We start from the raw sequence: 26,037 nt of genomic DNA, 5'->3' as shown, positions 1-26,037 counted from the left end.
CCGCTCAGCTCTTGACCAGCACCATCCACGACACGCCGAAGCGGTCCGCCACCATGCCGAAGGCCGGCGAGAAAAAGGTCTTGCTCATCGGCATCTGCACCTGCCCGCCCTCGCCCAGCGCGGCGAACAGGCGCTGGGCCTCGGTTTCGTCTTCCGCCAGCACCGAGAGGGAGAAGCCTTGGAACACGGGCTTGCCGGAGTTGCGACCATCGGAGGCCATCAGGGTCGTGCCGCCCACGGTGAAGCTCGCGTGCATCACCTTGTCACCGGGGATCGGCGTGCCATCGGAGGCGCATCCCTCGCCGGCCGCGGGCTCGGGGTTCTCCTTGAAGCGCATCAGCATCGTGACCTCGGCGCCCACGGCCTTGCGATAGAACTCGAGCGCCTCCTCGCAGCGGCCGTCGAAAAAGAGATAAGACTGGACTTCCATGATGTTCTCCTTGCAGGTGGTGAGAGGAAATGTGAGTGGATCAGCTTTGCGGCGGCATGCCCGATGGGGGAAATGTGTCACGTTGTGTACAACGTCCACAAGACAATAGCAAAGATAATGGACGCTGTCCACATGAAAGACTCGATGCCCACCCCGATCGCGCCCAGCCCTCTTCCACGCAGCACCTACCGCCATGGCGACCTGCGGCGCGCATTGCTGGAGGCGGGTGTCGAGCTCGCGCGCGCCGGCGGTCCGGATGCAGTCGTGCTGCGCGAGGCGACGCGTCGTGCGGGCGTGGTTCCCAATGCGGCTTACCGGCACTTCGCGAGCCGGCAGGCCCTGCTGCAGGCTGTGCGTGCGGCGGCCCTGTCCGCGGTGGCCCTTGCCATGGAAGCCGAGTTGTCCGCCTTGCGCTCCACGCGCAAGCCGGCGGACTTCGCACGTGCGAGCGTGCGCGCCGTCGGCACCGGCTACCTGCGTTTTGCCCAGGCCGAGACGGGCCTGTTCCGCACGGCCTTCGCAACAGCGGTGGATGTGGGGGACGCACTTGCCGAGACCAAGAGCGGCCAGAGCGGCCTGAACCCTTTCGAGCTGCTGGGCGCGGCGCTGGACCGACTGGTCGATGCCGGCGTGATGCCGCCCGAACGCCGCCCCGGCGCGGAGTTCCTCGCCTGGTCGGCCGTGCATGGACTGGCCCTGCTCGTCATCGACGGACCCTTGCGCGGCATGCCGCGTGAGCAGACCGATGCACTGGGGCAGCGGTTGCTGGATATGGTGGAGAAGGGCCTGTAGACCCCCAACCGGGCTAGGGCCGGCCCCCTGCGCAACACCGCGCAACAGTGCTTCAATAGCTTTCCGGACTCCACGGCCGGACACGGAGACACGCATGCAAAGCCGCAGCCCCCTGTATCTGCTCGAGCGCTCGGATGTCGGCGTGGTCCAGCTCGACCCCGACCTGCGAGTCGTGGCCATGAACAGCTTCGCGCGCCGCGTGCTGCCGGTGGAGGACAAGCAGCCCTTCGAGAAGATGGTGCTGTCCTTTCATCCCGAGCGCTCTCAGCCCAAGGTGAAGTTCCTGCTCGACCAGGCCGAATGCCCGGTCAGCAATCCACCGCCGATGACGATGATCATCAACATCCCGGAACGGGTGCTGCTGATCAAGGTGGCGAAGCTGTCGGACCTGCGCGGCGACACGGCGAGCTATACGCTGATCTTCTACGACATCACCGAACTCGTGAGCGGCGAGGAGCCCGCGGTGCAGAAGCCGCAGGCCAAGCGGCAGCTGCAGAAGATCCCGACGGTGTCGCAGAACCGGATCGTGCTCGTCGATGTAGAGGCGGTGACTTACATACGCTCCGAGGGCCACTACACCTGGGTCAGCACCGCGCAGGGGTCGAGCTTCTGCAATCTCAACATCAGCGACCTGGCGGAGAGGCTCGACGGCGCGTCCTTCCTGCGCATCCATCGGAGCTACCTCGCGAACCTCGACTTCGCCGAACAGATCCTGCGTGACAACGGCAAGGTCAGCCTCAAGCTGCGCGGCGAAGCCACGCCCCTGCCGGTCGCGCGCACCAGCGTGCCGCGCCTCCTGGAGCAGCTCGGCATCGCCGAAATCGACGCGCTGCGCGGCTGATCCGGGATAACCCGCAGCTCGATCCGCCGGCGTGCATTTCATGCGACTGGCTGCGCATTTCGTGCGTGCGCTCCGTCGTTCGTGCGCGGGAATTCTGCGGCCGTTCGTGTGGTCTTAAGTTCACTGCCTGTACGCGGGCCGGAGAGCCCCGGTGGCCTGCTGCACACAGGAGACAAGCACGATGATCCCCGCCGGATTCGACTATCACGCGCCCCGCTCGGTCGGCGACGCGATCCAACTCCTCGGCACGCTCGGCAGTGATGCCAAGCTCCTCGCCGGTGGTCACAGCCTGTTGCCGATGATGAAGCTGCGCTTCGCCCAGCCGACGCATCTCATCGACCTGAACCGCATCGACGCGCTGCGCGGGATCCGCGAGGACGGCGCCACCATCGTCATCGGCGCAATGACCGTCGAGAACGAACTCATCCATTCCCCCTTGCTGCGCGAGAAGGTGCCGCTGTTGCCCGAGGCCGCGCGGCAGATCGGCGACCCGCAGGTGCGCAATCGCGGCACCATCGGCGGCGACATTGCGCACGGCGATCCGGGCAACGACCACCCGGCGCTCGCCATCGCGCTCGATGCCGTGCTGGTGCTCGAAGGCCCGCGCGGAAGCCGCCAGGTGAAGGCGGATGGCTTCTTCAAGGGCCCCTACATGACGGACATGGCCGAGGACGAGATCCTCGTCGAGATCCGCGTGCCGGCCTTCGCGCCGAAGACCGGCTACGCCTACGAGAAGCTCAAGCGCAAGACTGGCGACTGGGCCACCGCCGCCGCGGCCGTGGTGTTGCGCCTGGACGGCGGCAACGTGAGCCACATCCGCATCGCGCTGACCAACGTCGCGCCGATGGCCTTGCGCGCATCCGACGCCGAGGCCACCCTGCTCGGCAAGGCTCTGACCGACGCGACCATCGCCGATGCCGCCGCGAAGGCGATGGCGATCTGCGACCCTGCCGAAGATCTGCGCGGCGACCGCGACTACAAGACCGCGATGGCGGGCCAGATGGTGAAGCGCGCCATCGCCAAGGCTGCCGTACGCTGCCAGTGAAGAACAACGAGCGCACGGAGACCACACCCCATGGCCAAGCAACTCATCGCCGTCAACGTCAACGGCAGGCGCATCGAGAAAGCGGTCGAGCCGCGCATGCTCCTCGTGCACTTCCTGCGCGAGGAATGCCACCTCACCGGCGCGCACATCGGCTGCGAGACCAGCCACTGCGGCGCCTGCACCGTCGACATCGACGGACAGTCGGTCAAGGGCTGCACCCACCTCGCGGTGCAGTGCGACGGCTCCGAAGTGCTGACGGTCGAAGGCCTCGCGCAGGGCGCGGTGCTGCACGCGGTGCAGGAAGGCTTCTACAAGGAACACGGGCTGCAGTGCGGCTTCTGCACGCCGGGCATGCTGATGCGCGCCTACCGCTTCCTGCAGGAGAACCCGAACCCGACAGACGACGAGGTGCGCGCAGGCATGAGCGGCAACCTGTGTCGATGCACGGGCTACCAGAACATCGTCAAGGCGGTGCTGCACGCGGCCGCCAAGCTGCAACAGACCGAGAAGGTGCCTGCATGAACGCCCCCATCGACCCCGCGTTGCTCGAACGCAGCGCCGCGCTGCAAGGCCTCGGCGACAGCCGCCTGCGCAAGGAGGATGCGCGCTTCATCCAGGGCAAGGGCAACTACGTCGACGACATCCAGATGCCGGGCATGCTGCACATGGACATCGTGCGTTCGCCCGTCGCCCATGCGCGCGTGAAGAAGATCGACAAGACCGAGGCGCTGAAGGTGCCCGGCGTGATCGCGGTGCTCACTGCGGACGACCTCAAGCCGCTCAAGCTGCACTGGATGCCGACCCTCGCGGGCGACGTGCAGGCGGTGCTGGCCGACGAGAAGGTGCATTTCCAGATGCAGGAGGTCGCGGTCGTCATCGCCGAGGACCGCTATGCCGCCGCCGATGGCGTCGAGGCGGTGTTGGTCGAGTACGAAGAACTGCCGGTCGTCATCGATCCCTTTGCCGCACTCGAACCGGGGGCGCCCGTGCTCCGCGAAGACCTCGCCGGCAAGACCGAAGGCGTACACGGCAAGCGCGAGCATTCCAACCACATCTTCACCTGGGAGGCCGGCGACAAGGCGGCTGCCGACGCGGCCTTCGCGAATGCGCCGGTGACGGTGGCCGAGCGCATCTTCTATCCACGCGTGCATCCCTGCCCGCTCGAAACCTGCGGCTGCGTCGCGAGCTTCGATCCGGTCCGCGGCGAGCTGACCACCTACATGACCTCGCAGGCGCCGCACGTCGTGCGCACGGTGGTCTCGTTGCTGTCGGGCTTGCCGGAGTCCAAGATCCGCATCGTCTCGCCCGACATCGGCGGCGGTTTCGGCAACAAGGTCGGCGTATACCCCGGCTACGTGTGCGCGATCGTTGCGAGCATCGTGCTGGGCAAGCCTGTCAAGTGGATCGAGGACCGCATCGAGAACATCTCCAGCACGGCCTTCGCCCGCGACTACCACATGGATGGCGAACTCGCCGCCACGGCGGATGGCAGGATCCTCGGCCTGCGCGTGAACGTCATCGCAGACCACGGCGCCTTCGACGCCTGCGCCGACCCGACCAAGTACCCGGCCGGCCTGTTCCACATCTGCTCGGGCTCGTACGACATTCCCGCGGCGTGGTGCAGCGTGAAGGGCGTCTACACCAACAAGGCGCCGGGCGGCGTGGCGTACCGCTGCTCGTTCCGCGTGACCGAGGCGGTCTACCTGATCGAGCGCATGGTCGACATCCTGGCGCAGAAGCTGGGCATGGACAAGGCCGAGATCCGGGCGAAGAACTTCATCCGCAAGGAGCAGTTCCCGTACACCTCCGCCTTCGGCTTCGAGTACGACTCGGGCGACTATCACACCGCATTGCAGAAGGTGCTCGACGCCTGCGACTACAAAGGCCTGCGCGCCGAGCAGGCCACCAGGCGTGCCGATCCGGACAGCCCGACCTTGATGGGCATCGGCCTGGTCGCCTTCACCGAAGTCGTCGGAGCGGGGCCGAGCAAGATGTGCGACATCCTCGGCGTCGGCATGTTCGACAGCTGCGAGATTCGGGTGCATCCCACCGGCAGCGCCATCGCGCGCATGGGCACCATCACGCAGGGTCAGGGGCACCAGACGACCTATGCGCAGATCATCGCGACCGAACTCGGCATCCCTTCCGAGGTGATCCAGGTCGAAGAAGGCGACACCTCCACTGCGCCCTACGGCCTGGGCACCTATGGTTCGCGCTCGACGCCGGTGGCCGGCGCCGCCATTGCGCTCGCCGCACGGAAGATCCACGCCAAGGCACGCAAGATCGCCGCGCACCTGCTCGAAGTGGGCGAGAACGACCTCGACTGGGAAATCGACCGCTTCAAGGTCAAGGGCGACGACAGCAGGTTCAAGTCCATGAAGGACATCTGCTGGGCCGCCTACCATCAGGCGCCACCGGGGCTCGAACCCGGCCTGGAGGCGGTGCACTACTACGACCCGCCCAACTTCACCTTCCCCTTCGGCATCTACCTGTGCGTGGTCGACATCGACCGAGGCACCGGCGAGACCAAGGTGCGCCGCTTCTACGCGCTCGACGATTGCGGCACGCGCATCAACCCGATGATCATCGAAGGCCAGATCCACGGCGGCCTGACCGAAGGCTATGCGGTGGCGATGGGCCAGCAGATGCCTTTCGATGCGCAGGGCAATCTGCTCGGCAATACGCTGATGGACTATTTCCTGCCTACGGCGGTCGAGACGCCCAAGTGGGAAACCGACCACACCGTGACGCCGTCGCCGCACCATCCGATCGGGGCCAAGGGCGTGGCCGAGTCGCCGCACGTCGGCTCCATACCGACCTTCACCTCGGCCGTGGTCGATGCCTTCGCGCACCTGGGCGTGAAGCACATGGTGATGCCGCACAGCGCTTACCGCGTGTGGCAGCAGTTGAAGCAGAGCGGTGTCGCGCTCTGAGCGAGGGCAACGATGGAAGTCAAGGTCGACAAACGCTATCCGCTGGAAGTGGATGCCGCGCGCGCGTGGCAGTTGCTGCGCGATGTGAAGACCGTGGCCGGCTTCATGCCCGGTGCGGCCATCACCGAGCAGATCGACGACACGCATTACAAGGGCAACGTCAAGGTCAAGGTCGGCCCCGCGAACGCGGCCTTTGCCGGCGACATCGAGGTGCTCGCGCTCGACGAGGCCGCCATGAAGCTGCAACTGCTCGGCAAGGGCGCCGACCGCGGCGGCTCGTCGGCGTCGATGGACCTGACGGCGACCATCGAACCCGGCGATTCGCCATCGACGTCGGTGCTGGCCGGTCAGGCGGTGGTCGCGGTCAGCGGCAAGTTCGCGCAGTTCGGCAGCCGCCTGATGGTGCCGGTGTCCGACATGCTGCTCGGGCAATTCGTCGACAACTTCCGTGCCGCCGCGGCGGCACCGTCCGTCACCTACGCATCCGCAGACGATGTGGCGAGCCAGGTGGCAGTGCCGACATCCGTGCCGCCCGTGGCGCAGGCCCGGGAAATCAACGCACTGGCCATGATGTGGAGCCTCGTCAAGGGCTGGTTCGCGGGCCTGCTCGGCAAGCGCACCTGAAACGCGCCATGACCGAAGCCGAGCTGCGCGAATCGCTGCACCGCGCCGGCTACATCGCCGACGAAAGCCTTGCCACCACACTGTGGCTTGCTGCCGAGCTGCAGCGCCCGCTGCTGGTGGAAGGCGATGCCGGCGTCGGCAAGACCTCGCTGGCCGCCGCGCTCGCGCACGCGCGCGGCCAGGCACTCGTGCGGCTGCAATGTCACGAGGGGCTGGACCTGTCCCAGGCGGCCTACGAGTGGAACTACGGCCGCCAGCTGCTCGCGATCCGCCTGCACGAGACGCAGCCGCAGGGCATGAAGGAGGCCGACCTCTTCTCGCGCGACTACCTGCTCGAACGCCCCTTGCTGCAGGCCATTTCGAGCGACGCGCCCTGCGTGCTGCTGATCGACGAGATCGACCGCGCCGACGAGGCCTTCGAGGCCTTCCTGCTCGAAGTGCTGGCGGACTACCAGATCACCGTGCCGGAACTCGGCACCGTGCACGCGAAGCACGTGCCGCAGGTCGTGCTGACCAGCAACGGCACACGCGAACTGTCAGATGCGTTGCGCCGTCGATGCCTCTACCACTACCTGGAATACCCGACGCTCGCGCGCGAGATCGCGATCGTGCGCGCCACGCTGCCGCAGGCGGAGGGCGCGCTGGTCGAACAGGCGGTGGCCTTCGTGCAGCGCCTGCGCCGCGAAGACCTCGCCAAGACGCCCGGCGTGGCCGAGACGCTGGACTGGGTGCGCGCGCTGCACCGGCTCGACTTCAAGTCCATGCCCGGCGATCCGCACGCGCTCGCCGGCACGCTGGCCTGCCTGCTCAAGACGCGCGAGGACCGCTTCCAGTTCGGAGAAGACCGCGTCCGCCAGCTCATCGAGGGGCGGCGCACCGTCGGCGTGGCCGAGAAGACGCCGCAGCCCACATGAACACCATCGCGCGTCCGCTCGACAGCATCGCCGGCTTCGCGGCCCTGTTGCGCGACCACGGCCTGAAAGTCGGCGTGGCGGAGCAGCAGGCGATGGTGAGCGCCGCGCTGCGCGTGCCGATCGAGCGCGCGTCCCGACTCGACGCGGCCTGGCGTTCCATCGCCTGCCACGACGCACGCGACTGGAAGCGCTGGCCCGAACTCTTCGAGCGCTACTGGCATCCCGGGCGCACGAAAGGCAAGACGCGGACGAGCGGCGAGACGCGCCCGAGCCGCAGCCTGCGGCAACTGGTGAAGAGCCTGCATGACAGTCTCGACGGCGCACAGCCGTCGACGCGTTCGACGTCGTCGGACACTGCCCTGCAGGCACCGACCCCACAGCCGGACGATGGCGGCCTGCCGCGCGCGCAGGGCGGCGCGAGCCGCGCCGACGCCCTGCACGACCGCGCGTTGTCGGAATGGCTGCCCCAAGACCTAGGGCAGCTCGAACGTCTGGCCGAGCAGATCGCGCAGCGGCTGCGCAAGCGTCTCACGCGCCGCTGGCACGACAGCGCGCAGGGCCGCCGCCTCGACGTGCGCCGAACCCTGCGCGCCAGCCTGCGCACCGGCGGTTTGCCCGTGCATCCCGTGTGGCGCGCGCCACGGCGCGAATGGCCTCGCCTCTTCATCCTCGTCGATGTGAGCCGGTCGATGGAGACCCACGCGCAACTCTTCCTGCGCATCGCCCGCGCTTTCGTGGCGGCGATGAATGCGCGCGTGTTCGTCTTTCACACGCGGCTCGCCGAAGTCACGCCGTTGCTGCGCAGCGACTCGGCGGCGGTGCAGGAGAAGGTCAACGCCGTCACCGCCGGCTTCGGCGGCGGCACCCGCATCGCGACGAGCCTCGCCGACTTCCACGTGGTGCATGCCCGCGCGCAACTCACGCGCAATGCGCGCGTGTGGGTGCTGTCGGATGGCTTCGACGCCGACGAGCCGCAGCGCCTGGCCGAAGAGCTGGCGCACGTGCGCCGACGCGGTGCGCGCATCCGGTGGTTCCATCCGTCCGAACGGCCACCGGCCTCGCAGGCGATGCAGGGCGTCGTCGAACACGGTGGCCTGCTCGAAGGCTTTGCACGCCTCAACAGCCTGAGCGACTTGGCTGAACTCGCGCAGCACCTGCGCTGAACGTCGCCGCCACTATGTGATCCAACCCTTTCCCGCTCGCCAAGGAGTCGCCATGAACAACGCCGACACGGTCTTTGATGCCGCCCAGCGTCTACAACGGGCCGGCAAGCCCTATGCGCTGGTCAGCGTGATCAAGGCGCTCGCGCCGGCATCGGCGCACCCGGGCGACAAGGCCATCGTCACGGCCGACGGCGACTTCCACGGCTGGATCGGCGGCGGCTGCGCGCAGCCCGCCGTGGTCCGCACGGTGCGGGAGGCGCTGGCCGATGGGCATGCGCGGCTGATCCGCATCGCGCCCACCGCCGATGGACAGGAGAAGGACCTCGGCGACGTGCTGGAATTCGGCATGGCCTGCCATTCGGGCGGCACGCTGGAGCTGTTCGTGGACCCGGTGCTGCCTCAGGCGCAACTGGTGGTGATCGGCGCGTCGCCGGTCGCGACGAGCCTGAGCCAGCTCGCGCCGCGCGTGGGCTTCGCGGTCACGCTGGTGGCGCATGAGGCGCAGGCGGCAGACTATCCGGACGCACAGCGTGTCATTGCGAGCGATGACGTGGCCTCGGTCACCCCGCAGATCGCCCCGGGCGCGTGGGTGGTCGTCGCGACGCAGGGCCGTCGCGACGTACAGGCACTGCGACTGGCGCTCGCGCTCGATGCAAGGCAGGTGTCCTTCGTCGCCAGTGCGCGCAAGGCGCAGGTGTTGAAGGAATCGCTGATCGCGTCGGGCGCGGATGCCGACGCGGTGGGGGCGATCGTCGCGCCCGCGGGTTATCCGATGCCTGCAACCACGCCGGAGGAAATCGCCCTGTCGGTGCTGGCCGCGGTCGTGTCGCACCGGCGTGGCGCAGAGCGCGCGCCGCCTGCCGCCCAGGCGGCGGCGGAACTGACGTCGATTCCGGCCGCGACGAAATCTTCCTGCTGCGGGCACTGACATGGGCTGCATCCTCAAAGGCGGCGGTGGCCTCTACGCACGCATGGTGATCGGCGCGGTGCTGCTCGCGGCCGGCTCCGGCAGCCGGCTTGGCGGCCGGCCGAAGTCGCTGCTCGAGCTCGGTGGCGTGCCGCTCATCCGGCGGCAGTTGATCGCGCTCTCGGGCGCGGGCGTCGACGAGGTGGTCGTCGTGCTCGGCCACCATGCCGATGCGATCGAGGCGGCCGTGCGCGACTTCCCCGTCACGCTGGCGCGCAATCCGTCGCCGGACGACGGGCAGGTCTCGTCCGTTCGCATCGGCCTCCAGGCGCTGTCGCCGAAGCTCGACGCCGTGATCGTCGCGCTGGCCGACCAGCCGATGATCAACGGGCAGGACATCACCGCGCTGATCGGCGCCTTCAAGAAGCGCGGCGACGCCTCGATGGTCGTGCCGCGCGTGGCCGGCGAGCCGGGCAATCCGGTGATCTTCGAATCCGCCCTGCGCGACGAATGGCTGGCCGGCGATGCGAACGCGGCCTGCCGCCGCTGGCGCGAGGCCCATCCGGAGCGCGTGCGCTGGTTCGACACCGACAACAGGCGCTACCGGGTCGACATCGACACGCCCGAGGATCTCCAGGCGTTCACCGAGCGCACGGGCCACGAACTGCGCTGGCCCGCCGCACTCGCCGCCGCTTGATTCAGCGTCGGTGGTAGGTCGGCGCCAGCTCGTACACCGGCGTCGCGAGGCCCTCCATGCGCGCCTTCAACTGCAGCGACAGGAACTGCGAGTAATGGCGTGACTGGTGCAGGTTGCCGCCATGGAACCACAGCTGCGGCACCTGCGAGGGCTTCCACATGTTGCGCAGCTCGCCTTCCCACGGCCCCGGGTCCTTGGGCGTGTCGGAGCCCAGTCCCCAGACCTTGCCGACCTTGTCGGCCAGCTCCGGCGAGATCAGGTCGGCCAGCCAGCCGTTCATCGAGCCATAGCCCGTGGCGTAGACGATCAGGTCGGCCGGGAGCTCGCTGCCATCGCTGAGCGTCACCGAGTGTGGGTTGATGTGCTCGATGGTTACGCCGCTGCGCAGCTTGATGCTGCCGTTGGCCACCAGCTCCGACGCGCCCACGTCGATGTAGTAGCCTGAGCCGCGCCGCAGGTACTTCATGAAGAGGCCCGAGCCGTCGACGCCGAAGTCCAGCAGGAAGCCGGCCTTCTCGAGCCGCGCGTACAGGTCGGCGTCGCGCTTCTTCATCTCGTCGTACACCGGCACCTGCATCGGCGCCATGATCTTGTAGGGCACCGAGGCGAAGATCAGGTCCGCCTTGTCCGTCGTCACGCCGGCCTTGACCGCTGATTCCGAATACAGACCGCCCAGCGCCAGCTCCATGAGCGAATCCGAGGGCGCGATGTGCGTCGAGCTGCGCTGGATCATCGTCACGTCGGCGCCGTTCTCCCACAGAGCCGCGCAGATGTCGTGCGCCGAGTTGTTGGAGCCCAGCACCACGCACTTCTTGCCGCGCCAGGCCTCCGGCCCGGGGTGCGCGCTGGAGTGGTGCTGCTCGCCCTTGAAGGTCTCGGCGCCGGGGATCTTCGGCACGTTGGGGTAGCCCGAGACGCCGAGCGCGAAGACGAGCTGCTTCGGCCGCAGCGTGATCTCCTTGCCGTCGCGCTCGACGGTGACTTCCCATTCCTTCTTCGCCTCGTCGTAGCGTGCCTTCTTCGCGGTGGTGGAGCTCCAGTAGTTGAGCTCCATCACCTTGGTGTACATCTCCAGCCAGTCGCCGATCTTGTCCTTGGGCGAGAACACGGGCCAGTCCTCGGGAAAGGGCAGGTAGGGCAGATGGTCGTACCAGACCGGGTCGTGGAGGCACAGGCTCTTGTAGCGATTGCGCCAGGAGTCGCCGGGCCGCGCGTTCTTCTCGACGATGATGGTCGGAACGCCGAGCTTACGCAGCCGCGCGCCAAGCGCGATGCCGCCCTGCCCGCCGCCGACGATCACGACGTAGGGCTGCTCGGTGAAGCCGAGCGTCTTCGCTTCCTCGTCGCGCTTTTCCAGCCAGGTCTTGCGCTCGGGGTTCGCGCCGTGCTCGGCGCCCTTGATGCGCCGATCGCCCTTGCGCTCCTCGAAGCCCTTCAGTTCGGTCATCGTCGTGAGCAGCGTCCAGGCCTTGCCCTTGCGCAGCCGCAGGTGGCCCCGTCCGCGTGCGACGGCCGTCTCGAAGGTGAACCACGCATCCACCACGCCATCGGCCTCGGTCGCTTCGCCTTCGACCGCGAACGCGCTCGGCTTCGTGTCCGCCAGCCGTGCTTCCAGCATCTTGCGGATGGCCTCGGGGCCTTCCTGTGTCCGGATGTTCCAGGTGAAGGCGACCAGGTCGCGCCAGTAGCAGTCGGGCTCGAACAGCGCGACCGCCGAATCGATGTCCTGCCGTTCCAGCGCGGACGTGAAATCGGCCAGCCAGGCGCTGGCGATCTGCGTCGGATGAGTGGACAGATCCGTCATCTCTTTGTCTCCTTGGTTCCCGGTCTCGTGCACTCGGGGCGGGCCGGGCGGCAACCGTACGCCCATCGTTCGCGCGCGTCAAACGCCCTTCGCCGCTTGCGCCGGCGCGGGGATCGTGCGAGTCTTTGCGAGGCGCCGCTGGTGGCGCCGACTTCGCTTGCGGAGGTGCCTTCCATGTCCCAGTTCGACAAGACCCAGGTGGTCGACGTCCTCAACCATCTGCTGGAAGCGGAGCTGGCGGGCGTGGTGCGCTACACGCACTACTCCTTTCTCGTTTTCGGCTTCTCGCGCATCCCGATCGTGTCGTGGCTGCGCGACCAGGCCAACGAATCGCTGCTGCACGCGCAGCAGGTCGGCGAATGGATCACCACGCTCGGCGCCTATCCGTCGCTGGGCATCGGCGCGCTGCTCGATTCGCACAAGCACGACATGTCGGCGATCCTGCAGGAGTCGCTGGCGACCGAAGGCAAGGCGCTGGACCTGTACCGCGACCTGCTGCGGCTGGTCGAAGGCCACTCCGTGGCGCTGGAGGAATTCGCCCGGCAGATGATCCAGGCCGAAGAGCTTCACGCCGCCGATGTCGACAAGATGCTGCGCAAGCCCGGCGAGGTGCGTGCCTTCGCGGCGCGCAATGATTGAAAGACCGAAACCCAAGGAATCCCAGGAATGTTCGAAGCCCTGCTGCTGACCAAGGCCGAGGACGGCACCACCCAGGCCGCCGTCACCTCGATCGATGAGGCCCAACTGCCGGGGGGCGAGGTGCTCATCGACGTTGCTTACTCCACCGTCAACTACAAGGACGCCCTTGCCATTACCGGCAAGTCGCCCGTGGTGCGCAAGTTCCCGATGGTGCCGGGCATCGATCTCGCTGGCACCGTGCTGGAGAGCAGCGATGCCCGCTTCAGGCCCGGCGATGCGGTGGTGCTCAACGGCTGGGGCGTTGGCGAAACGCACTGGGGCGGCCTGGCGCGCAAGGCCCGCGTCAAGGCCGACTGGCTGGTGCCCATTCCCAGGGGGCTCGATGCCCGGCAGGCCATGGCGATCGGCACTGCCGGCTACACCGCGATGCTGTGCGTGATGGCGCTGCAGAACCACGGCGTGACGGCGGCTACGGGCCCTGTGCTCGTCACCGGCGCGAACGGCGGCGTGGGCACTATCGCCATCGCGCTGCTTGCGAAGCTCGGTTTCGAGGTGCACGCATCGACCGGTCGGCCGCAGGAGGCCGCGCATCTGCAGCGCCTGGGCGCCAAAGAGATCATCGACCGCGCCACGCTGAGTGAGCCCGGCAAACCCCTGCAGAAGGAACGCTGGGCCGCGGCGGTGGACAGCGTGGGCAGCCACACGCTCGCCAACGTCTGCGCGAGCCTGAAATATGGCGGCACCGTCGCCGCCTGCGGCCTTGCGCAGGGGATGGATTTTCCGGCGAGCGTGGCGCCTTTCATCCTGCGCGGGATCACGCTGGCGGGCATCGACAGTGTGCATGCACCGCAGACGCGGCGGCTCGCCGCTTGGCAGCTGCTCGCCATGGAGCTGCCGCGCGATCTGCTTGACGCCAACACCGAGACCATTGGTCTCGGCGCGGTCGCCGGACTCGCACCGAGACTGCTCGCAGGGCAGGTGCGCGGACGTGTGCTGGTGGACCTGGCTCGCGCGCCTTGACATCGGCAGGGTCGGCCTGATTTCATTCCCTTGCCCCGCCGCGCAGCAAGACTGCCTCTCCTCGTGCTTCAAGACTTCCACCCCGCCGTCTCCAAGTGGTTCAACGCCACCTTTCCGGCTCCCACGGCGGCCCAAGCCGCCGCGTGGCCGGTGATTACCGCTGGCCGCCACACACTAATTGCGGCGCCCACCGGATCGGGCAAGACGCTGACGGCCTTCCTGGCCGCGCTGGACGGCCTGGTGCGCCAAGGGCTCGAACCGGGCGGCCTGCCCGACGAGACGACGGTGCTCTACATCTCGCCGTTGAAGGCACTGTCCAACGACATCGGGCTCAACCTCAAGGCGCCACTCGCGGGCATCCGCCGCGAACTCGCCAGGCTCAAGCTGCCGGACGTCGATATCCGCACCGCTGTGCGCACCGGCGACACGCCGGCCAGGGAGCGCCAGCAGAGCCTGCGCCAGCCGCCGCACATCCTGGTCAGCACGCCCGAGTCGCTCTATGTGCTGCTGGGCTCCGAGTCGGGCCGCCGGATGCTCTCGACCGTGCGCACGGTCATCGTCGATGAAATCCACGCGGTCGTCGCCACCAAGCGCGGCAGCCACCTCGCGCTGTCGCTCGAACGGCTGCAGTCGCTCTGCGCGAAGCCGCTGATCCGCATCGGCGTGTCGGCCACGCAGAAGCCGATCGACGAGATTGCACGCTTCCTCGTCGGCGCCGGCGCGATCGTCGATGGCGTGGCCGATTGTGAGATCGTCGATATCGGCTACGCCAGGCAGCGGGACCTCGCACTGGAGCTGCCGCCCACGTCGCTTGCCGCCGTGATGTCGAACGAGCAGTGGGAGCAGGTCTATGCGCGTGTCGCCGGGCTGGTGCACGCGCATCGCACGACGCTGGTTTTCGTCAACACGCGGCGCATGGCGGAACGCGCCGCGCGGCACCTGGGCGAGATCCTGGGCAAGGAGGTCGTCGCCGCGCATCACGGCAGCCTCGCCAAAGAGACGCGCCTCGAGGCCGAGCAGCGCCTGAAACGCGGCGACCTCAAGGTGATGGTGGCCACGGCCTCGCTGGAACTGGGACTGGACATCGGCGATGTGGACCTGGTGTGCCAGCTGGGATCGCCCCGATCGATCGCGACCTTCCTGCAGCGCGCGGGGCGCTCCGGTCACGCCGTCGGCGGCGTGCCGAAGGCGCGGCTGTTCCCGCAGTCGATCGACGAACTGGTCGAGTGCGCGGCCCTGCTCGACTGCGTGCGCCGCGGCGAGCTCGACGCGCTGCACGTGCTGCCCGAGCCGCTCGACGTGCTGGCGCAGCAGATCGTCGCCGAGACCGCATCGCGCGAATGGGACGAAGACGCGCTCTTTGCGCTCGTGCGGCGTGCGTGGCCCTATGCCCAGTTGACGCGCGAGACGTTCGCATCGGTCGTTTGCATGCTGGCCGAAGGTTTCACTACCCGACTGGGCCAGCGCGCGAGCTACGTGCACCGCGATGCCGTGCATCGCCGCCTGCGCGAGCGCAAGGGCGCGCGCCTGACCGCGTTGACTTCCGGAGGCACCATTCCCGAGACCGGCGACTACACGGTGATGCTCGAACCGCAGGCGCACAAGATCGGCACGGTCAACGAGGACTTCGCGGTCGAGAGTCTCGCGGGCGACGTCTTCCAGCTCGGCAACGCCAGCTACCGCATCCTCCGGATCGAGCCCGGCCGCGTGCGGGTGGAGGACGCGCACGGTGCTGCGCCCAACATTCCGTTCTGGCTGGGCGAGGCGCCGGGCCGGACGGATGAACTCTCCGTGGGTGTCTCGCGCCTTCGCCACGAGATCGCCGAAAGCCTGGCCGCTCAAGGTCTCCAGGCGACGGTGGATTGGCTGGGGCGCGACATCGGCATGGATGCCGAGGCGGCCCGCCAGATCACAGAGCATCTTGCCCGCGCCCTGCGCGCGCTCGGCGCGCTGCCCACGCAGCAGCGCATTGTGATGGAGCGTTTCTTCGACGAATCCGGCGGGATGCAACTGGTGATCCATTCTCCCTACGGCAGCCGCCTCAATCGTGCGTGGGGACTGGCGCTGCGCAAACGCTTCTGCCGCCAGTTCAACTTCGAGCTGCAGGCCGCGGCGACCGAAGACGCCATCGTCCTGTCGCTGTCGACGAGCCACAGCTTTCCGCTGGACGAGGTGGCGCGCTACCTGCATTCGGCGACCGCGCTCGACGTGCTGGTGCAGGCGCTGCTCGACGCACCGCTCTTCGGCGCGCGCTGGCGCTGGAACGCGACCACCGCGCTGGCATTGCCGCGCTTCGTGGGCGGACGCAAGGTGGCGCCGCAACTGCAGCGCATGAAGTCCGAGGACTTGCTGGCCAGCGTGTTTCCCGACCAGGTCGCCTGCGCGGAGAACCTCGCCGGCGAGCGCGAGATTCCGGAGCATCCGCTGGTGGCGCAGACGCTGCGCGATTGCCTCTACGAAGCCATGGATGCCGAAGGGTGGCTGCGGCTGCTGCGCCGCATGGAATCCGGCGAAGTCGACGTGTTGGCACGCGACCTGCCGGCCCCATCCCCGCTCGCGGCGGAAGCACTGAACGCGCGGCCCTACGCTTTCCTCGACGATGCGCCGCTGGAAGAACGCCGCACGCAGGCCGTGCAAAACCGGCGCTATATCGATCCGGAAAGCGCGGACGATCTCGGGCAGCTGGACACCGACGCGATCGAGAGCGTGAGACAGGAGGCGTGGCCGCGTGCGCGCAACCCCGACGAGATGCACGAGGCGCTGAACGGGCTCGGCGTCGTCACCGATGCGGAGGCAACAGGCAACGCGGAATGGCTGCCATGGCTCGAGGCGCTCGCGCAGGCTGGTCGCGCGACAAGGCTGGCGCCAGCAACGGACGACGCACGCAGCGAGGGCCTGTGGGTGGCGGCCGAGCGCCTGGCGCAGATCGCCGCGCTCTATCCTTGCGCGGCGATGCAGCCGGTCATCGAGCCGCCTGCGGAATACGCGCAGTTGGAGGGCAGCGTCGAAGACACGCTGCGCGAACTGTTGCGTTCGCGTTTGACCGGACTGGGCCCGATGTTGGCGGATACCCTCGCGGCACAGTTGCGCCTGCCCCGTATCGACATCGACGCCGCCCTGTCGGCATTGCAGACAGAAGGCTACGTGCTGCAGGGCCGCTTCACGCCCGGCGCCGGATCCGCCGAATGGTGCGAGCGCCATCTGCTCGCCCGTATCCATCGCTACACCCTCAAGCGGCTGCGGCGCGAGATCGAACCCGTCGAGCCGCGCGATTTCGTGCGCTTCCTGTTCGAGTGGCAGCACGTCGGCAGCGCCAGCCGGGTCAGCGGGCCCGATGCCCTTGCCGGCATCTTGACGCAGCTTGAAGGCTACGAGGCGCCGGCCGGCACCTGGGAGGCCGAGTTGCTGCCGTCGCGGGTCAAGGACTACGCGCCGGCATGGCTCGACGACCTGTGCACGGCCGGCCGCACCTTGTGGACGCGCTTGCGCCCCGCCGCCAGCGATGCCCGTGCGGGCAGCGGCACGTCGCTGCGCACGACACCGGTGCTTCTCTTGCCGCGCCGCACCGCTTCCCTCTGGACAGGCCTCGTACCCCCGCCCGCGGATGACGCCGGTTTGGGCTCGCGTGCGCAGCGTGTCGCCACCTTCCTCGCAGAGCATGGCGCCTCCTTCTTCGACGAGATCGTCCAGGGCACGCACCTGCTGGGCACCGAACTCGAAGACGCGCTGAGCGAGCTCGTCATACGCGGCCGAGCGCATTGCGACAGCTACGCGGGACTGCGCGCATTGCTGATTCCGCCATCGAAGCGTTCATCGACGCACGCACGCCGGCGTCGGCGCAGCGCCCTCTTCGGAATCGAGGATGCCGGCCGCTGGTTGCTGGTCCGGCAGCGTGTGCCGGCCGTTGCGGGCCCGGCGCCTGCCATCGCCCCGGACGCCGTCGAGCAGGTCGCGCGCATCCTGCTGCGCCGCTACGGCGTGGTGTGCTGGCGCATCGTGGAGCGCGAGCCGACGTGGTTGCCGCCGTGGCGCGACCTCGCGCGCGCCTACCGCCGGCTCGAAGCGCGTGGAGAAATCCGCGGCGGCCGCTTCATCGCCGGCGTGGCGGGCGAGCAGTTCGCCCTGCCCGAAGCCATCGGCCTCATGCGGCAGGCGCGGCGCCAGGGGCCAGACGAGGGCCTGGTCTGCCTCGCCGCCACCGATCCGGCCAACCTCCTCGGCACGGTCGTGCCGGGCCCCAAGGTCGCCCGTGTCGCGGGCTCGCGCGTGGTCTACCGCGATGGCATTCCGCTGGCGACCAGCGTGGCCGGGCAGGTGGAGATGCTGGTGGCGCTCAGCCCTGAGGAGACGAAGGCCGTGACCCGCGCGCTGTCCTCGGAACCATCGCTGCGCTTCCTGGAACTGGCCGCCGCCGCAGGGTGAGATTGGCAAAACGCCGGGACTGACCGACAGTGTCGGCATGGACCTCGACGAACTCGACCATCGACTGATCGCATTGTTGCGCCAGGACGCCCGCCTTCCCGCTGCGACGCTGGCACACAAGCTCGGCGTCTCGCGCGGCACGGTGACCAACCGCCTGCGCAAGCTGGAGGACGGCGGCGTGATCGTCGGCTACGCGGTGCAACTCCGACCCGAGGAGCGGACGGACGAGATCCGCGCCTGGATGGGCATCCTGGTCGAAGGCAACCAGACCCGCATGGTCATCGCCAGCCTCCTGGGCGAACCCGGCGTGGCTGCGCTGTTCGACACCAACGGCCGCTGGGACCTGCTGGCCGAACTGCGTGCCAGCTCGATGACGGAGCTGTCGCATGTGCTGGAGCGCATCCGGCTGCTGAAGGGCATTCGCAACACGGAGACCAGCATCCACCTCGCGACCTACCGCTAGCCACGATGCGTCACATCGAAGGCCTTGCGCGCATCCGCCAGATCCCGGTGATGCGCCTCGGCCCAGCGACCGACCGCGTCGAAGGCCTCGCTCAATGGCCGGCCGGTGTCGCTCAGCGCGTATTCCACATGCGGCGGTACGCAGTGGTGGTCCGTGCGCAGCACGAGACCGTTGCGTTCCAGGTCGCGCAGCGTCTGAGTGAGCATCTTCTGCGAGATGCCGCCGATGCGGCGCAGGAGTTCGTTGTTGCGCATGGGCCCGTCGTGAAGCGCAGGCACGATCAGCAGGGCCCACTTGTTGGCGACGAGCTCCAGCGCAGCGCGCGACGGGCACGTGGCGCTGAACACATCGACCGGTGGGGCGTCGGCCGTTTTCATCTTGGACATCGTTGCCAGCAGGTGCGCGGTATGGTCGCGCTTCCTCGATGCGAGATCAACCGAACCCCTGCGCGCCGTACCGGAAATCGCGCCGCTGACTATGATGCCCCTCCGCCCAGCAGCGATCGGAGTCTTTTCATGAGCATTCCCACCACCCGCCTTGGCCGCACCGGCCTCACCGTGTCGCGCCTGGCGCTCGGCACCATGACCTTCGGCCTGCAGACCGATGAAGCGGTGTCGCACAGCATCCTCGACAAGGCGACTGAAGGCGGCATCAACTTCCTCGACACAGCCGACGTGTATCCGCTCGGCGGCACCGTCGGCACCACCGGTCGCACCGAGGAGATCATCGGCCGTTGGCTGCGTGCCAAGGGTCGCAGCCGCTACATCGTCGCGACCAAGGCAGTGGGCAAGGTCGGCCCGAACACCTGGGACCAGGGCGCATCGCGCAAGCATCTGCTGGATGCGATCGATGCCTCGCTCAAGCGGCTGCAGACCGATCACGTCGATCTCTATCAGCTGCACCACGATGACCGCGAGACGCCACTGGACGAGAGCCTCGAAGCGCTGGACGTGATCGTCCGTTCCGGCCGGGCGCGCTACATCGGCGTGTCGAACTTCCTCGCGTACCGCCTGGCGCGCGCCATCGGCCGCGCCGAGCTGCACAAGCTCACGCGGCTGGTGTCGGTGCAGCCGCGCTACAGCCTGCTGTTCCGTGAGATCGAGCGCGAGCTGCTGCCGCTGGCGGGCGAAGAGGGGCTGGGCGTGATCCCGTACAACCCGCTCGCGGGCGGCCTGCTGACCGGCAAGTACCAACCCGGCGCGAAGCCGGAAGACAACACTCGCTTCACGCTCGGCACGGCCGGCGCGATGTATCAGGACCGCTATTGGAATGAGCGCAGCTTCGCGACCGTCACGCAGCTGCACAAGCTGGCGGAAGAGGCCGGCGTGCCGCTCGCGACGCTGGCCGTCGCATGGGTGATGGCGAACCCGCTGATCACCGCGCCGCTGCTCGGCGCAAGCCGTCCGGAGCAACTGGATGCGACGCTGGCTGCTGCGGAGTACAAGCTGGATGCAGGCCTGAAGCAGCGCCTTGACGAACTCACCGCCGAGTACCGCAAGGGCGACGCGCCGCGGTAGGCCTCTCCCCCAGGCTTCGCGCACTTCGTGTCGCTACGCCACCCCCCTCACCGGGGGCAACACCAGCGGCCCGGCAAAGCCGGTTCCGCGGTGTTTTCCGATCAGGCTAGGCTCTTGGCCGTGGAGGGCTCCAGGGCGGCTTGGCGGCGCGCGTAGCGTTGTGCCAGTACCGCGCAGACCATCAGTTGCATCTGATGGAAGAGCATCAACGGCATCACGATCGCGCCGACGGCGTGCGAGGCGAAGAGCACCTTGGCCATGGGGATGCCGCTCGCCAGGCTTTTCTTGGAGCCGCAGAACACGATCGTGATCCCGTCGGCCTTGTCGAATCCGAGGCTGCGGCCGGCCCAGGTGGTGACGACCAGCATCAGGGCGAGCAGGATCGCGCACACGGCCAGCAGGCCCACCAGCGCGGAGGGCGGAATCTCCTTCCACAGGCCCTCGATCACCGCTGCGCTGAAGGCGGTGTAGACCACCAGCAGGATGGACCCGCGATCGACCAGCGTGAGCACCGCCGCGCGGCGCTTCACCCATCCGCCGATCCACGGCCGCAGCAGGTGGCCGGCGACGAAGGGCGCCATCAGCTGCAGCAGGATGCGGCCGATCGCGCCGAGCGACGCGCCCGCGTCGCCGTGCTTCACGACGAGCAGGCTGACCAACAGCGGCGTCACGAAGACGCCGAGCAGCGTGGAGGCCGATGCGCTGCACACCGCGGCCGGGATGTTGCCGCGCGCGATCGAGGTGAAGGCGATGGCCGATTGCACCGTCGCCGGCAGCACGCACAGGAAGAGCACGCCGGTGTACAGCTCTGGCGTGACCAGCGGCGTCAGCACCGGCTTGAGCAGCAGGCCCAGTAGGGGAAACAGGACAAAGGTGCTGGCGAACACCATCAGGTGCAGCCGCCAGTGTGTGATGCCGCCGAGGACCGCCTCGCGCGACAGCTTGGCGCCGTGCAGGAAGAACAGCAGGCCGATCGCGACCATGGTGAACTGCTCGAAGAAATGTGCGGTCCCGCCGCTGGCTGGCCACAGGCTGGCCAGCGCGACGACGGCGACGAGCGACAGGGTGAAGTTGTCGGGGAGATAGCGTGAACGAGACATGGGCCGGATTGGACCGTCTCGTGATTCAAAAGAGAAATGGATTCATTTGATAGTTTTATGATCTTGGTGCATGAATGTCACCCTGCGCCAGCTTCGCGTTTTCCAGGCCGTCGCCGAAACCTGCAATTTCAGCCGGGCGGGTGACCAGATCGGCCTGACCCAGCCGGCGGTCAGCCGGTCCATCGTCGAACTCGAGTCGCAACTCGGCCTGAAACTGCTGGACCGCACGACGCGCGAAGTCGTCCTGACCGATGCGGGCCAGTCGCTCGCTGTGCGGCTCGACCGGGTGCTCGACGACTTGGACCAGACGCTGGCCGAAGTCCACGGCATGGCCGGCGCGCGGCGCGGCAAGGTCCGCGTGGCCAGCAGCCCGACGCTCTCGGCCAATCTCATTCCGGCCTGCATCGCCGAGTGCGCGCGTCGCGATCCGGACATCGACTTCCTGCTGCTCGACCGCATGCAGCAGACCGCGCTCGACAGCGTGCTCGCGGGCGAGGTCGATTTCGGTGTGCTGGTCGAACCGCCCCCCACCGACGACCTGCAGGGCGAGGCCATCCTCGACGATCCCTTCTGCCTGGTGATCCCGCCCGACCACCGGCTGGCCGGCGAGCGGACGGTGGGCTGGTCGGCGCTCGACGGCGAGCCGCTGGTGCTGCTCGACCATGCCTCCGGCAGCCGGCGCCTCATCGACGAGGCGCTGGCTCAGCACGGCTCGCGCTGCGAGGTGCGGCAGCAGGTCGGCCATCCGGCGACGGTGTTCCGCATGATCGAACAGGGCATCGGCATCAGCGTCATGCCGGCGCTTGCGATGCCGCCGGCGGGGCTGCAGGCGCTGGTCGTGCGGCCGCTGCTGCCCAAGGTGCAGCGAACGATCATGCTGGTGCACAGGCGAAACCGCGCGCCGTCGCCGCTGGCGCAGCGCGTATGGAGCCTGATCAGGGAGATGGCCGCCCAGCGCCGCGAGCGCTGAACCGACGGATCAGGCGCGCTTCGATTCGGCCGCGCCCTCGGGCCGCTCCTCGCGCCCGCCCGGATGCCGCGCGAAGCGTGCCGGGTCGCGCCCGTGCACCGGTGCCGTGTCGGGCCACGGCCAGCCGCCGAACTGGGTGCGGCGGTAGTCGGCCATGGTCTGCGCGATTTCGGCCTGCGTGTTCATCACGAAGGGGCCGTACTGCGCCACCGGCTCGCCGATCGGGCGGCCCTGCAGCACGAGGAACTCGCCCACCTCGTCGCCGTTGATCAGTTCCACGGCGGCATCGGCACGCAGCTCGATCGCCGCGTGGCCGTCCACCACCTGGCCCGCCACACACACCGTGCGGCCCTTGAAGAAGTAGAGGCTGCGGCGTGTGCCCTCGCCCGTCGCGGCTGACAGCGTCCAACGCGCGCCGGGTTCCATCCTGATCGTCCAGATCGCGAGGTCGGCGTCGGGCTGCGAGGCCCACGAATCCGGCGGCGGCGCCAGCGGCCCGCCTTCGCCCGGCGCGCCGTCCACCGGCCCGATCCGACCCGCGATGCTCGCCACTTCGGTCTTGCGGCCGCTGGCGTCCGTCGCGGTGAAGCGCGGAACGTCCTCCGACCAGAACATCGTGAAATGCGGTTCCGCCATCTTGCTGCGTGCCGGCAGGTTGAGCCAGATCTGGAACAGCTCCAGCGGATTGGGCGCGCCCGCGTCCAGGAGCGGGAACATCTCCGAATGCACGATGCCCTTGCCGGCGGTGAGCCACTGCACGTCGCCGCCGCCGAAGCGCGCCGCCGCTCCGAGCGAGTCGGAGTGGTCGATCAACCCCTTGCGCACGATGGTCACTGTCTCGAAGCCGCGGTGCGGATGCCCCGGAAAGCCCGGCACGGTGGTGCCGTGGTACATGCTCCAGCCGTCCTTGCGGCTGAAGTCCTGGCCCAGGTCGCGGCCCGCCAGCGGAGCATCCGGCCCCATCTGCGCGTTGGCGCGCGGGTAGGCGTCGTCGTGATAGGCGCAGAACAGGAACGGATCGATCGTCTCCCAAGGGAACCCGAGGGCTTTGATCTGGAGGATGGGTCTGGCGGTGGTCATGGCGGGGGCTTTTTCCTGTGAGTTGCCCTGTTCGATACGACGGGGCGCGTCTTTCCAATATGGGGCCGGCGGCGAGCCACGAAAGGGCCGCCCGTGGAACGCAGTCGTCTTGCGCGCGCAACAGTGGTGCCCGCCAGTTTCGGTCCTGAAGGGCACGGCTGTGTTCGATGTAGGGCGATCGCCTACAAGGCGCTCACCCCGCTGCCAGGAATTCGGCCGCGCCGTCGCGCTGGCGGAGGAACTGCGCGCTACCAGCGACTCAATGGCCTAGTGGTGGTGCCCGTGCTCGCCATGCACATGGCGATGGGCGACCTCTTCCTCGGTCGCTGCGCGCACGCCGGTCACGGTCACGCTGAACTTCAGCGCCTTGCCCGCCAGCGGATGGTTGCCGTCGAGAATCACCTGCGGCCCCTTGATCTTCATCACGTTGAACACCTGCGGCTCGCCCTGGTCGTTGCGGCCTTCGAGCTGGCCGCCCACCTTCACGCCGGGCGGGAAGTCGCTCTTGGGGATGGTGCGCACCAGCGACTCATCGCGAGGGCCGAAGGCGTCCTCGGGCTGCAGGTTCAGCGTGGTCTGGAAGCCGGTTTCCTTGCCATCGAGGGCTGCCTCGATCTTCGGGAAAGTGTTGTCGTAGCCGCCGTGCAGATAGACCATGGGGTCGCGGCTCTCTTCGATCAGCTTCTGGGTGGTGGCGTCAGCGACTTTGTAGCGCAGGGTGACGACGGAGTCTTTTTGGATCTTCATATCGTCGCGCAGCATAAAGGAAGCGCGGCGATGCCGCGCAGGGGGCTCCTGGAGCCCCCTGCGCAGCACACCCAACGATGCGTCGCGGGTCAGAAGTCCTGCGTCACCGGGCGCAGCACGATCTCGTTGATGTCCACGTTCGCCGGCTGCTCGACGGCATAGACCACCGCCCGGGCCACCGAGTCGGCCGGAATCTGGTTGGCGTCGTAGAAAGCCTTCACGCCCGCGGCGCTTTCGGCGTCGCTGCTGCCGAGTTGCAGCTCGGACTCCACGGCGCCCGGCGACACGATGGTCACGCGGATGCCGTGGCCCGTCTCGGCGCGCAATCCTTCCGAAATCGCGCGCACCGCGAACTTGGTCGCGCTATAGACCGTGCCGATGGGCGTGAACACCTTCAGGCCCGCGACCGAGGCGATATTGATGATGTGACCGCTGCCCTGCGCCGTCATGCGCGGAAGCACGGCCGCGATGCCGTAAAGCACGCCCTTGATGTTGACGTCGATGGTGCGGTCCCACTCATCGACCTTGAGCTTCTCGATGGGCGAAAGCGGCATCACGCCCGCGTTGTTGACCAGCACGTCGATGCGGCCGAAAGCTTCGACGGCCGATGCGGCCAGCTTTTCGAGGTCGGCGCGCTTCGACACGTCGGTGGCTACGGCGATGGCTTCACCGCCGGACTCACGGATCTCGGCGACCAGCTTGTCGAGCCGGTCAGTGCGGCGAGCCGCGAGCACGAGCTTGGCGCCGCGAGCGGCCAGGTGCCGCGCGGTGGATTCGCCGAGCCCGCTGCTCGCGCCCGTGACGATGGCGACCTTGCCGGCGATGTTGTTCTCGATGATTGAATTCATGACGGTTCCTCGGGGTGGTTGAAGGGATGGCGTCAGTGTGGAAAATCCGGGCGTTTCCGTATATGGAACTCTGGCGAGTTCAGAATTCCCAACTACGGAACACCGATCGCCAAACATCTCGACCCGACTCCCTCATGTCCAACCGCCTCGAAGCCCTTCGCGTGTTCTGCACGGCCGCCGATTCCGTGAACTTCCGCGATGCTGCCATCCGGCTCTCCGTCTCGCCGCAGGTCGTGACGCGAGCCGTGCGCGAGCTGGAGGAAGAACTGGGCGAACCGCTCTTCCACCGCAGCACCCGCGGCGTGCAGCTCACCGACTTCGGGCGCCAACTGGCCGATCGCGCGCGGGTGGCGGTCGGCGGCGTGGATGAACTCTTCCATCGCATCGATCGCCGTGCGCTCTCGCAGCACGCGGGCGTCGTGCGTGTCACCGCGCCCGGCGTACTCGGGCGGCGCCGGCTTCCGCAAGCGCTGGCGCCGATGCTGGCGGCGCATCCGGGGCTCACGCTGGACCTGCGCCTCTCGGAGCAGCTGGCCGACGTGGTCGACCAGCAGATCGACGTCGGCGTGCGTGTCGGCCCGTTGCGTGACAGTCGCTTCGTCGCGCGGCCAGTGGGCAAGGTGCCGCTCAAGGTGGTGGCCGCGCCCTCGCTGATCGCCCGCGTCGGCACGCCGAAGGACGTCGATGCGCTCGCCGCCTTGCCGCTGACCGCGCTCATCGACGGCAACTCCGGCCGCCCGTGGCCCTGGCTTTTCAGCAAGGGGCGGCACATGACCATGCCGCCCGCGGCCTTCATCACCGACGACACCGATGCCGAATGCGCCGCCGTGCTCGCCGGCCTGGGTTTCGGGCAACTGGTCGCGTCGCTGGCGGAACCAGGCTTGAAGTCCGGCGAACTCGTGTCCGTGCTCGACGCCGATGCGCCCGAGCCCTGGCCCATGTACGTCTACCGCTCGCAGCGCACGCCGGTGCCGGCAAGAGTGCGGCTGGTCTACGACGAGCTGATTCGCGTCCTGGGCTGAGCCGATCGCCCGGCGCGCGGCATCGAGGAGTGGGCCGGCGCCTACTCCAACATGCAAAC

24 protein-coding genes are annotated in these 26,037 nt (G+C 68.2%); 17 read left to right on the top strand and 7 right to left on the bottom strand.

Annotation, left to right across the window (positions count from 1 at the left end; genetic code table 11):
- Window positions 1-4 precede the first annotated feature (4 nt).
- Window positions 5-430: a VOC family protein gene (locus QTI24_RS11110; RefSeq protein WP_286600409.1), complete on the bottom strand. Its 426-nt coding sequence runs from the start codon at window positions 428-430 to the stop codon at window positions 5-7.
- Window positions 431-574: 144 nt separating this feature from the next.
- Here QTI24_RS11110 and QTI24_RS11105 point away from each other — a divergent pair, with 144 nt between their 5' ends.
- From QTI24_RS11105 to QTI24_RS11060, 10 genes are all read left to right on the top strand, one after another.
- Window positions 575-1,222: a TetR/AcrR family transcriptional regulator gene (locus tag QTI24_RS11105; RefSeq protein WP_286600408.1), complete on the top strand. Its 648-nt coding sequence runs from the start codon at window positions 575-577 to the stop codon at window positions 1,220-1,222.
- 94 nt (window positions 1,223-1,316) lie between these two features.
- Window positions 1,317-2,063, top strand: coding sequence for a PAS domain-containing transcriptional regulator (locus QTI24_RS11100; protein ID WP_286600407.1), 747 nt, complete (start codon window positions 1,317-1,319; stop codon window positions 2,061-2,063).
- 181 nt (window positions 2,064-2,244) lie between these two features.
- A complete protein-coding gene (locus tag QTI24_RS11095; protein ID WP_286600406.1) occupies window positions 2,245-3,108 on the top strand; it encodes an FAD binding domain-containing protein in 864 nt (287 codons plus the stop codon).
- A gap of 30 nt (window positions 3,109-3,138) precedes the next feature.
- The gene (locus tag QTI24_RS11090; protein ID WP_286600403.1) at window positions 3,139-3,630 is read left to right on the top strand and encodes a (2Fe-2S)-binding protein; all 492 of its coding nucleotides are present in this window, start codon (window positions 3,139-3,141) and stop codon (window positions 3,628-3,630) included.
- On the top strand, window positions 3,627-6,041 hold the full coding sequence (locus tag QTI24_RS11085) for an aerobic carbon-monoxide dehydrogenase large subunit (RefSeq protein ID WP_286600401.1): 2,415 nt from the start codon (window positions 3,627-3,629) through the stop codon (window positions 6,039-6,041). The genes QTI24_RS11090 and QTI24_RS11085 overlap by 4 nt, the downstream gene beginning before the upstream one ends.
- 12 nt (window positions 6,042-6,053) lie before the next feature.
- Complete coding sequence (locus tag QTI24_RS11080) at window positions 6,054-6,665, top strand: SRPBCC family protein (protein WP_286600400.1); 612 nt, start codon at window positions 6,054-6,056, stop codon at window positions 6,663-6,665.
- Between the two features lie 8 nt (window positions 6,666-6,673).
- On the top strand, window positions 6,674-7,579 hold the full coding sequence (locus QTI24_RS11075) for an AAA family ATPase (RefSeq protein ID WP_286600399.1): 906 nt from the start codon (window positions 6,674-6,676) through the stop codon (window positions 7,577-7,579).
- Complete coding sequence (locus tag QTI24_RS11070; RefSeq protein ID WP_286600398.1) at window positions 7,576-8,742, top strand: vWA domain-containing protein; 1,167 nt, start codon at window positions 7,576-7,578, stop codon at window positions 8,740-8,742. The genes QTI24_RS11075 and QTI24_RS11070 overlap by 4 nt, the downstream gene beginning before the upstream one ends.
- A 52-nt stretch (window positions 8,743-8,794) precedes the next feature.
- A complete protein-coding gene (locus tag QTI24_RS11065) occupies window positions 8,795-9,670 on the top strand; it encodes an XdhC family protein (protein ID WP_286600397.1) in 876 nt (291 codons plus the stop codon).
- Between the two features lies 1 nt (window position 9,671).
- Window positions 9,672-10,346, top strand: coding sequence for a nucleotidyltransferase family protein (locus QTI24_RS11060; protein ID WP_286600396.1), 675 nt, complete (start codon window positions 9,672-9,674; stop codon window positions 10,344-10,346).
- 1 nt (window position 10,347) lies between these two features.
- Here QTI24_RS11060 and QTI24_RS11055 read toward each other — a convergent pair whose 3' ends face one another.
- Window positions 10,348-12,150 (bottom strand): NAD(P)/FAD-dependent oxidoreductase, encoded by a 1,803-nt coding sequence (locus QTI24_RS11055; protein WP_286600394.1) that lies wholly within the window; start codon window positions 12,148-12,150, stop codon window positions 10,348-10,350.
- Window positions 12,151-12,324: 174 nt separating this feature from the next.
- Between QTI24_RS11055 and QTI24_RS11050 the strand changes: the two genes are divergently transcribed.
- From QTI24_RS11050 to QTI24_RS11035, 4 genes are all read left to right on the top strand, one after another.
- The gene (locus QTI24_RS11050) at window positions 12,325-12,789 is read left to right on the top strand and encodes a ferritin-like domain-containing protein (protein ID WP_286600393.1); all 465 of its coding nucleotides are present in this window, start codon (window positions 12,325-12,327) and stop codon (window positions 12,787-12,789) included.
- Between the two features lie 27 nt (window positions 12,790-12,816).
- The gene (gene acuI / locus QTI24_RS11045; protein WP_286600392.1) at window positions 12,817-13,809 is read left to right on the top strand and encodes an acrylyl-CoA reductase (NADPH); all 993 of its coding nucleotides are present in this window, start codon (window positions 12,817-12,819) and stop codon (window positions 13,807-13,809) included.
- Between the two features lie 63 nt (window positions 13,810-13,872).
- Entirely contained in the window at window positions 13,873-18,231 is a 4,359-nt protein-coding gene (locus QTI24_RS11040) for a DEAD/DEAH box helicase (protein WP_286600391.1), read from the top strand.
- Between the two features lie 37 nt (window positions 18,232-18,268).
- Complete coding sequence (locus QTI24_RS11035; RefSeq protein WP_286600389.1) at window positions 18,269-18,694, top strand: Lrp/AsnC family transcriptional regulator; 426 nt, start codon at window positions 18,269-18,271, stop codon at window positions 18,692-18,694.
- On the opposite strand, the gene QTI24_RS11030 is transcribed toward QTI24_RS11035, so the two are convergent.
- The gene (locus QTI24_RS11030) at window positions 18,691-19,071 is read right to left on the bottom strand and encodes a winged helix-turn-helix transcriptional regulator (RefSeq protein WP_286600388.1); all 381 of its coding nucleotides are present in this window, start codon (window positions 19,069-19,071) and stop codon (window positions 18,691-18,693) included. The genes QTI24_RS11035 and QTI24_RS11030 overlap by 4 nt on opposite strands.
- A gap of 138 nt (window positions 19,072-19,209) precedes the next feature.
- Here QTI24_RS11030 and QTI24_RS11025 point away from each other — a divergent pair, with 138 nt between their 5' ends.
- On the top strand, window positions 19,210-20,211 hold the full coding sequence (locus QTI24_RS11025; protein WP_286600387.1) for an aldo/keto reductase: 1,002 nt from the start codon (window positions 19,210-19,212) through the stop codon (window positions 20,209-20,211).
- Between the two features lie 101 nt (window positions 20,212-20,312).
- Here the strand turns inward: QTI24_RS11025 and QTI24_RS11020 are convergent, their stop codons facing one another.
- Window positions 20,313-21,311, bottom strand: a complete 999-nt coding sequence (locus QTI24_RS11020) for a bile acid:sodium symporter family protein (RefSeq protein ID WP_286600384.1) — start codon at window positions 21,309-21,311, stop codon at window positions 20,313-20,315.
- A 70-nt stretch (window positions 21,312-21,381) separates the two neighbouring features.
- Between QTI24_RS11020 and QTI24_RS11015 the strand changes: the two genes are divergently transcribed.
- Window positions 21,382-22,281 carry a LysR family transcriptional regulator gene (locus QTI24_RS11015; RefSeq protein ID WP_286600382.1) on the top strand — a complete coding sequence of 300 codons (900 nt, stop codon included), beginning with the start codon at window positions 21,382-21,384 and terminating at the stop codon, window positions 22,279-22,281.
- Window positions 22,282-22,290: 9 nt separating this feature from the next.
- On the opposite strand, the gene QTI24_RS11010 is transcribed toward QTI24_RS11015, so the two are convergent.
- The 3 genes from QTI24_RS11010 to QTI24_RS11000 form a co-directional block, all read right to left on the bottom strand.
- Window positions 22,291-23,361, bottom strand: coding sequence for a pirin family protein (locus QTI24_RS11010; protein ID WP_286600380.1), 1,071 nt, complete (start codon window positions 23,359-23,361; stop codon window positions 22,291-22,293).
- 267 nt (window positions 23,362-23,628) lie between these two features.
- Window positions 23,629-24,108: an FKBP-type peptidyl-prolyl cis-trans isomerase gene (locus tag QTI24_RS11005; RefSeq protein ID WP_286600378.1), complete on the bottom strand. Its 480-nt coding sequence runs from the start codon at window positions 24,106-24,108 to the stop codon at window positions 23,629-23,631.
- 89 nt (window positions 24,109-24,197) lie between these two features.
- Window positions 24,198-24,956, bottom strand: coding sequence for an SDR family oxidoreductase (locus tag QTI24_RS11000; protein WP_286600376.1), 759 nt, complete (start codon window positions 24,954-24,956; stop codon window positions 24,198-24,200).
- A gap of 134 nt (window positions 24,957-25,090) precedes the next feature.
- Here QTI24_RS11000 and QTI24_RS10995 point away from each other — a divergent pair, with 134 nt between their 5' ends.
- Window positions 25,091-25,978, top strand: a complete 888-nt coding sequence (locus QTI24_RS10995) for a LysR family transcriptional regulator (RefSeq protein ID WP_286600375.1) — start codon at window positions 25,091-25,093, stop codon at window positions 25,976-25,978.
- The last annotated feature ends 59 nt before the right edge of the window (window positions 25,979-26,037 follow it).

The organism is Variovorax sp. J22P240, assembly GCF_030316855.1.
In the GTDB taxonomy this organism is placed as follows: domain Bacteria; phylum Pseudomonadota; class Gammaproteobacteria; order Burkholderiales; family Burkholderiaceae_C; genus Variovorax.
This window is presented reverse-complemented; position numbering and strand designations above follow the sequence as displayed.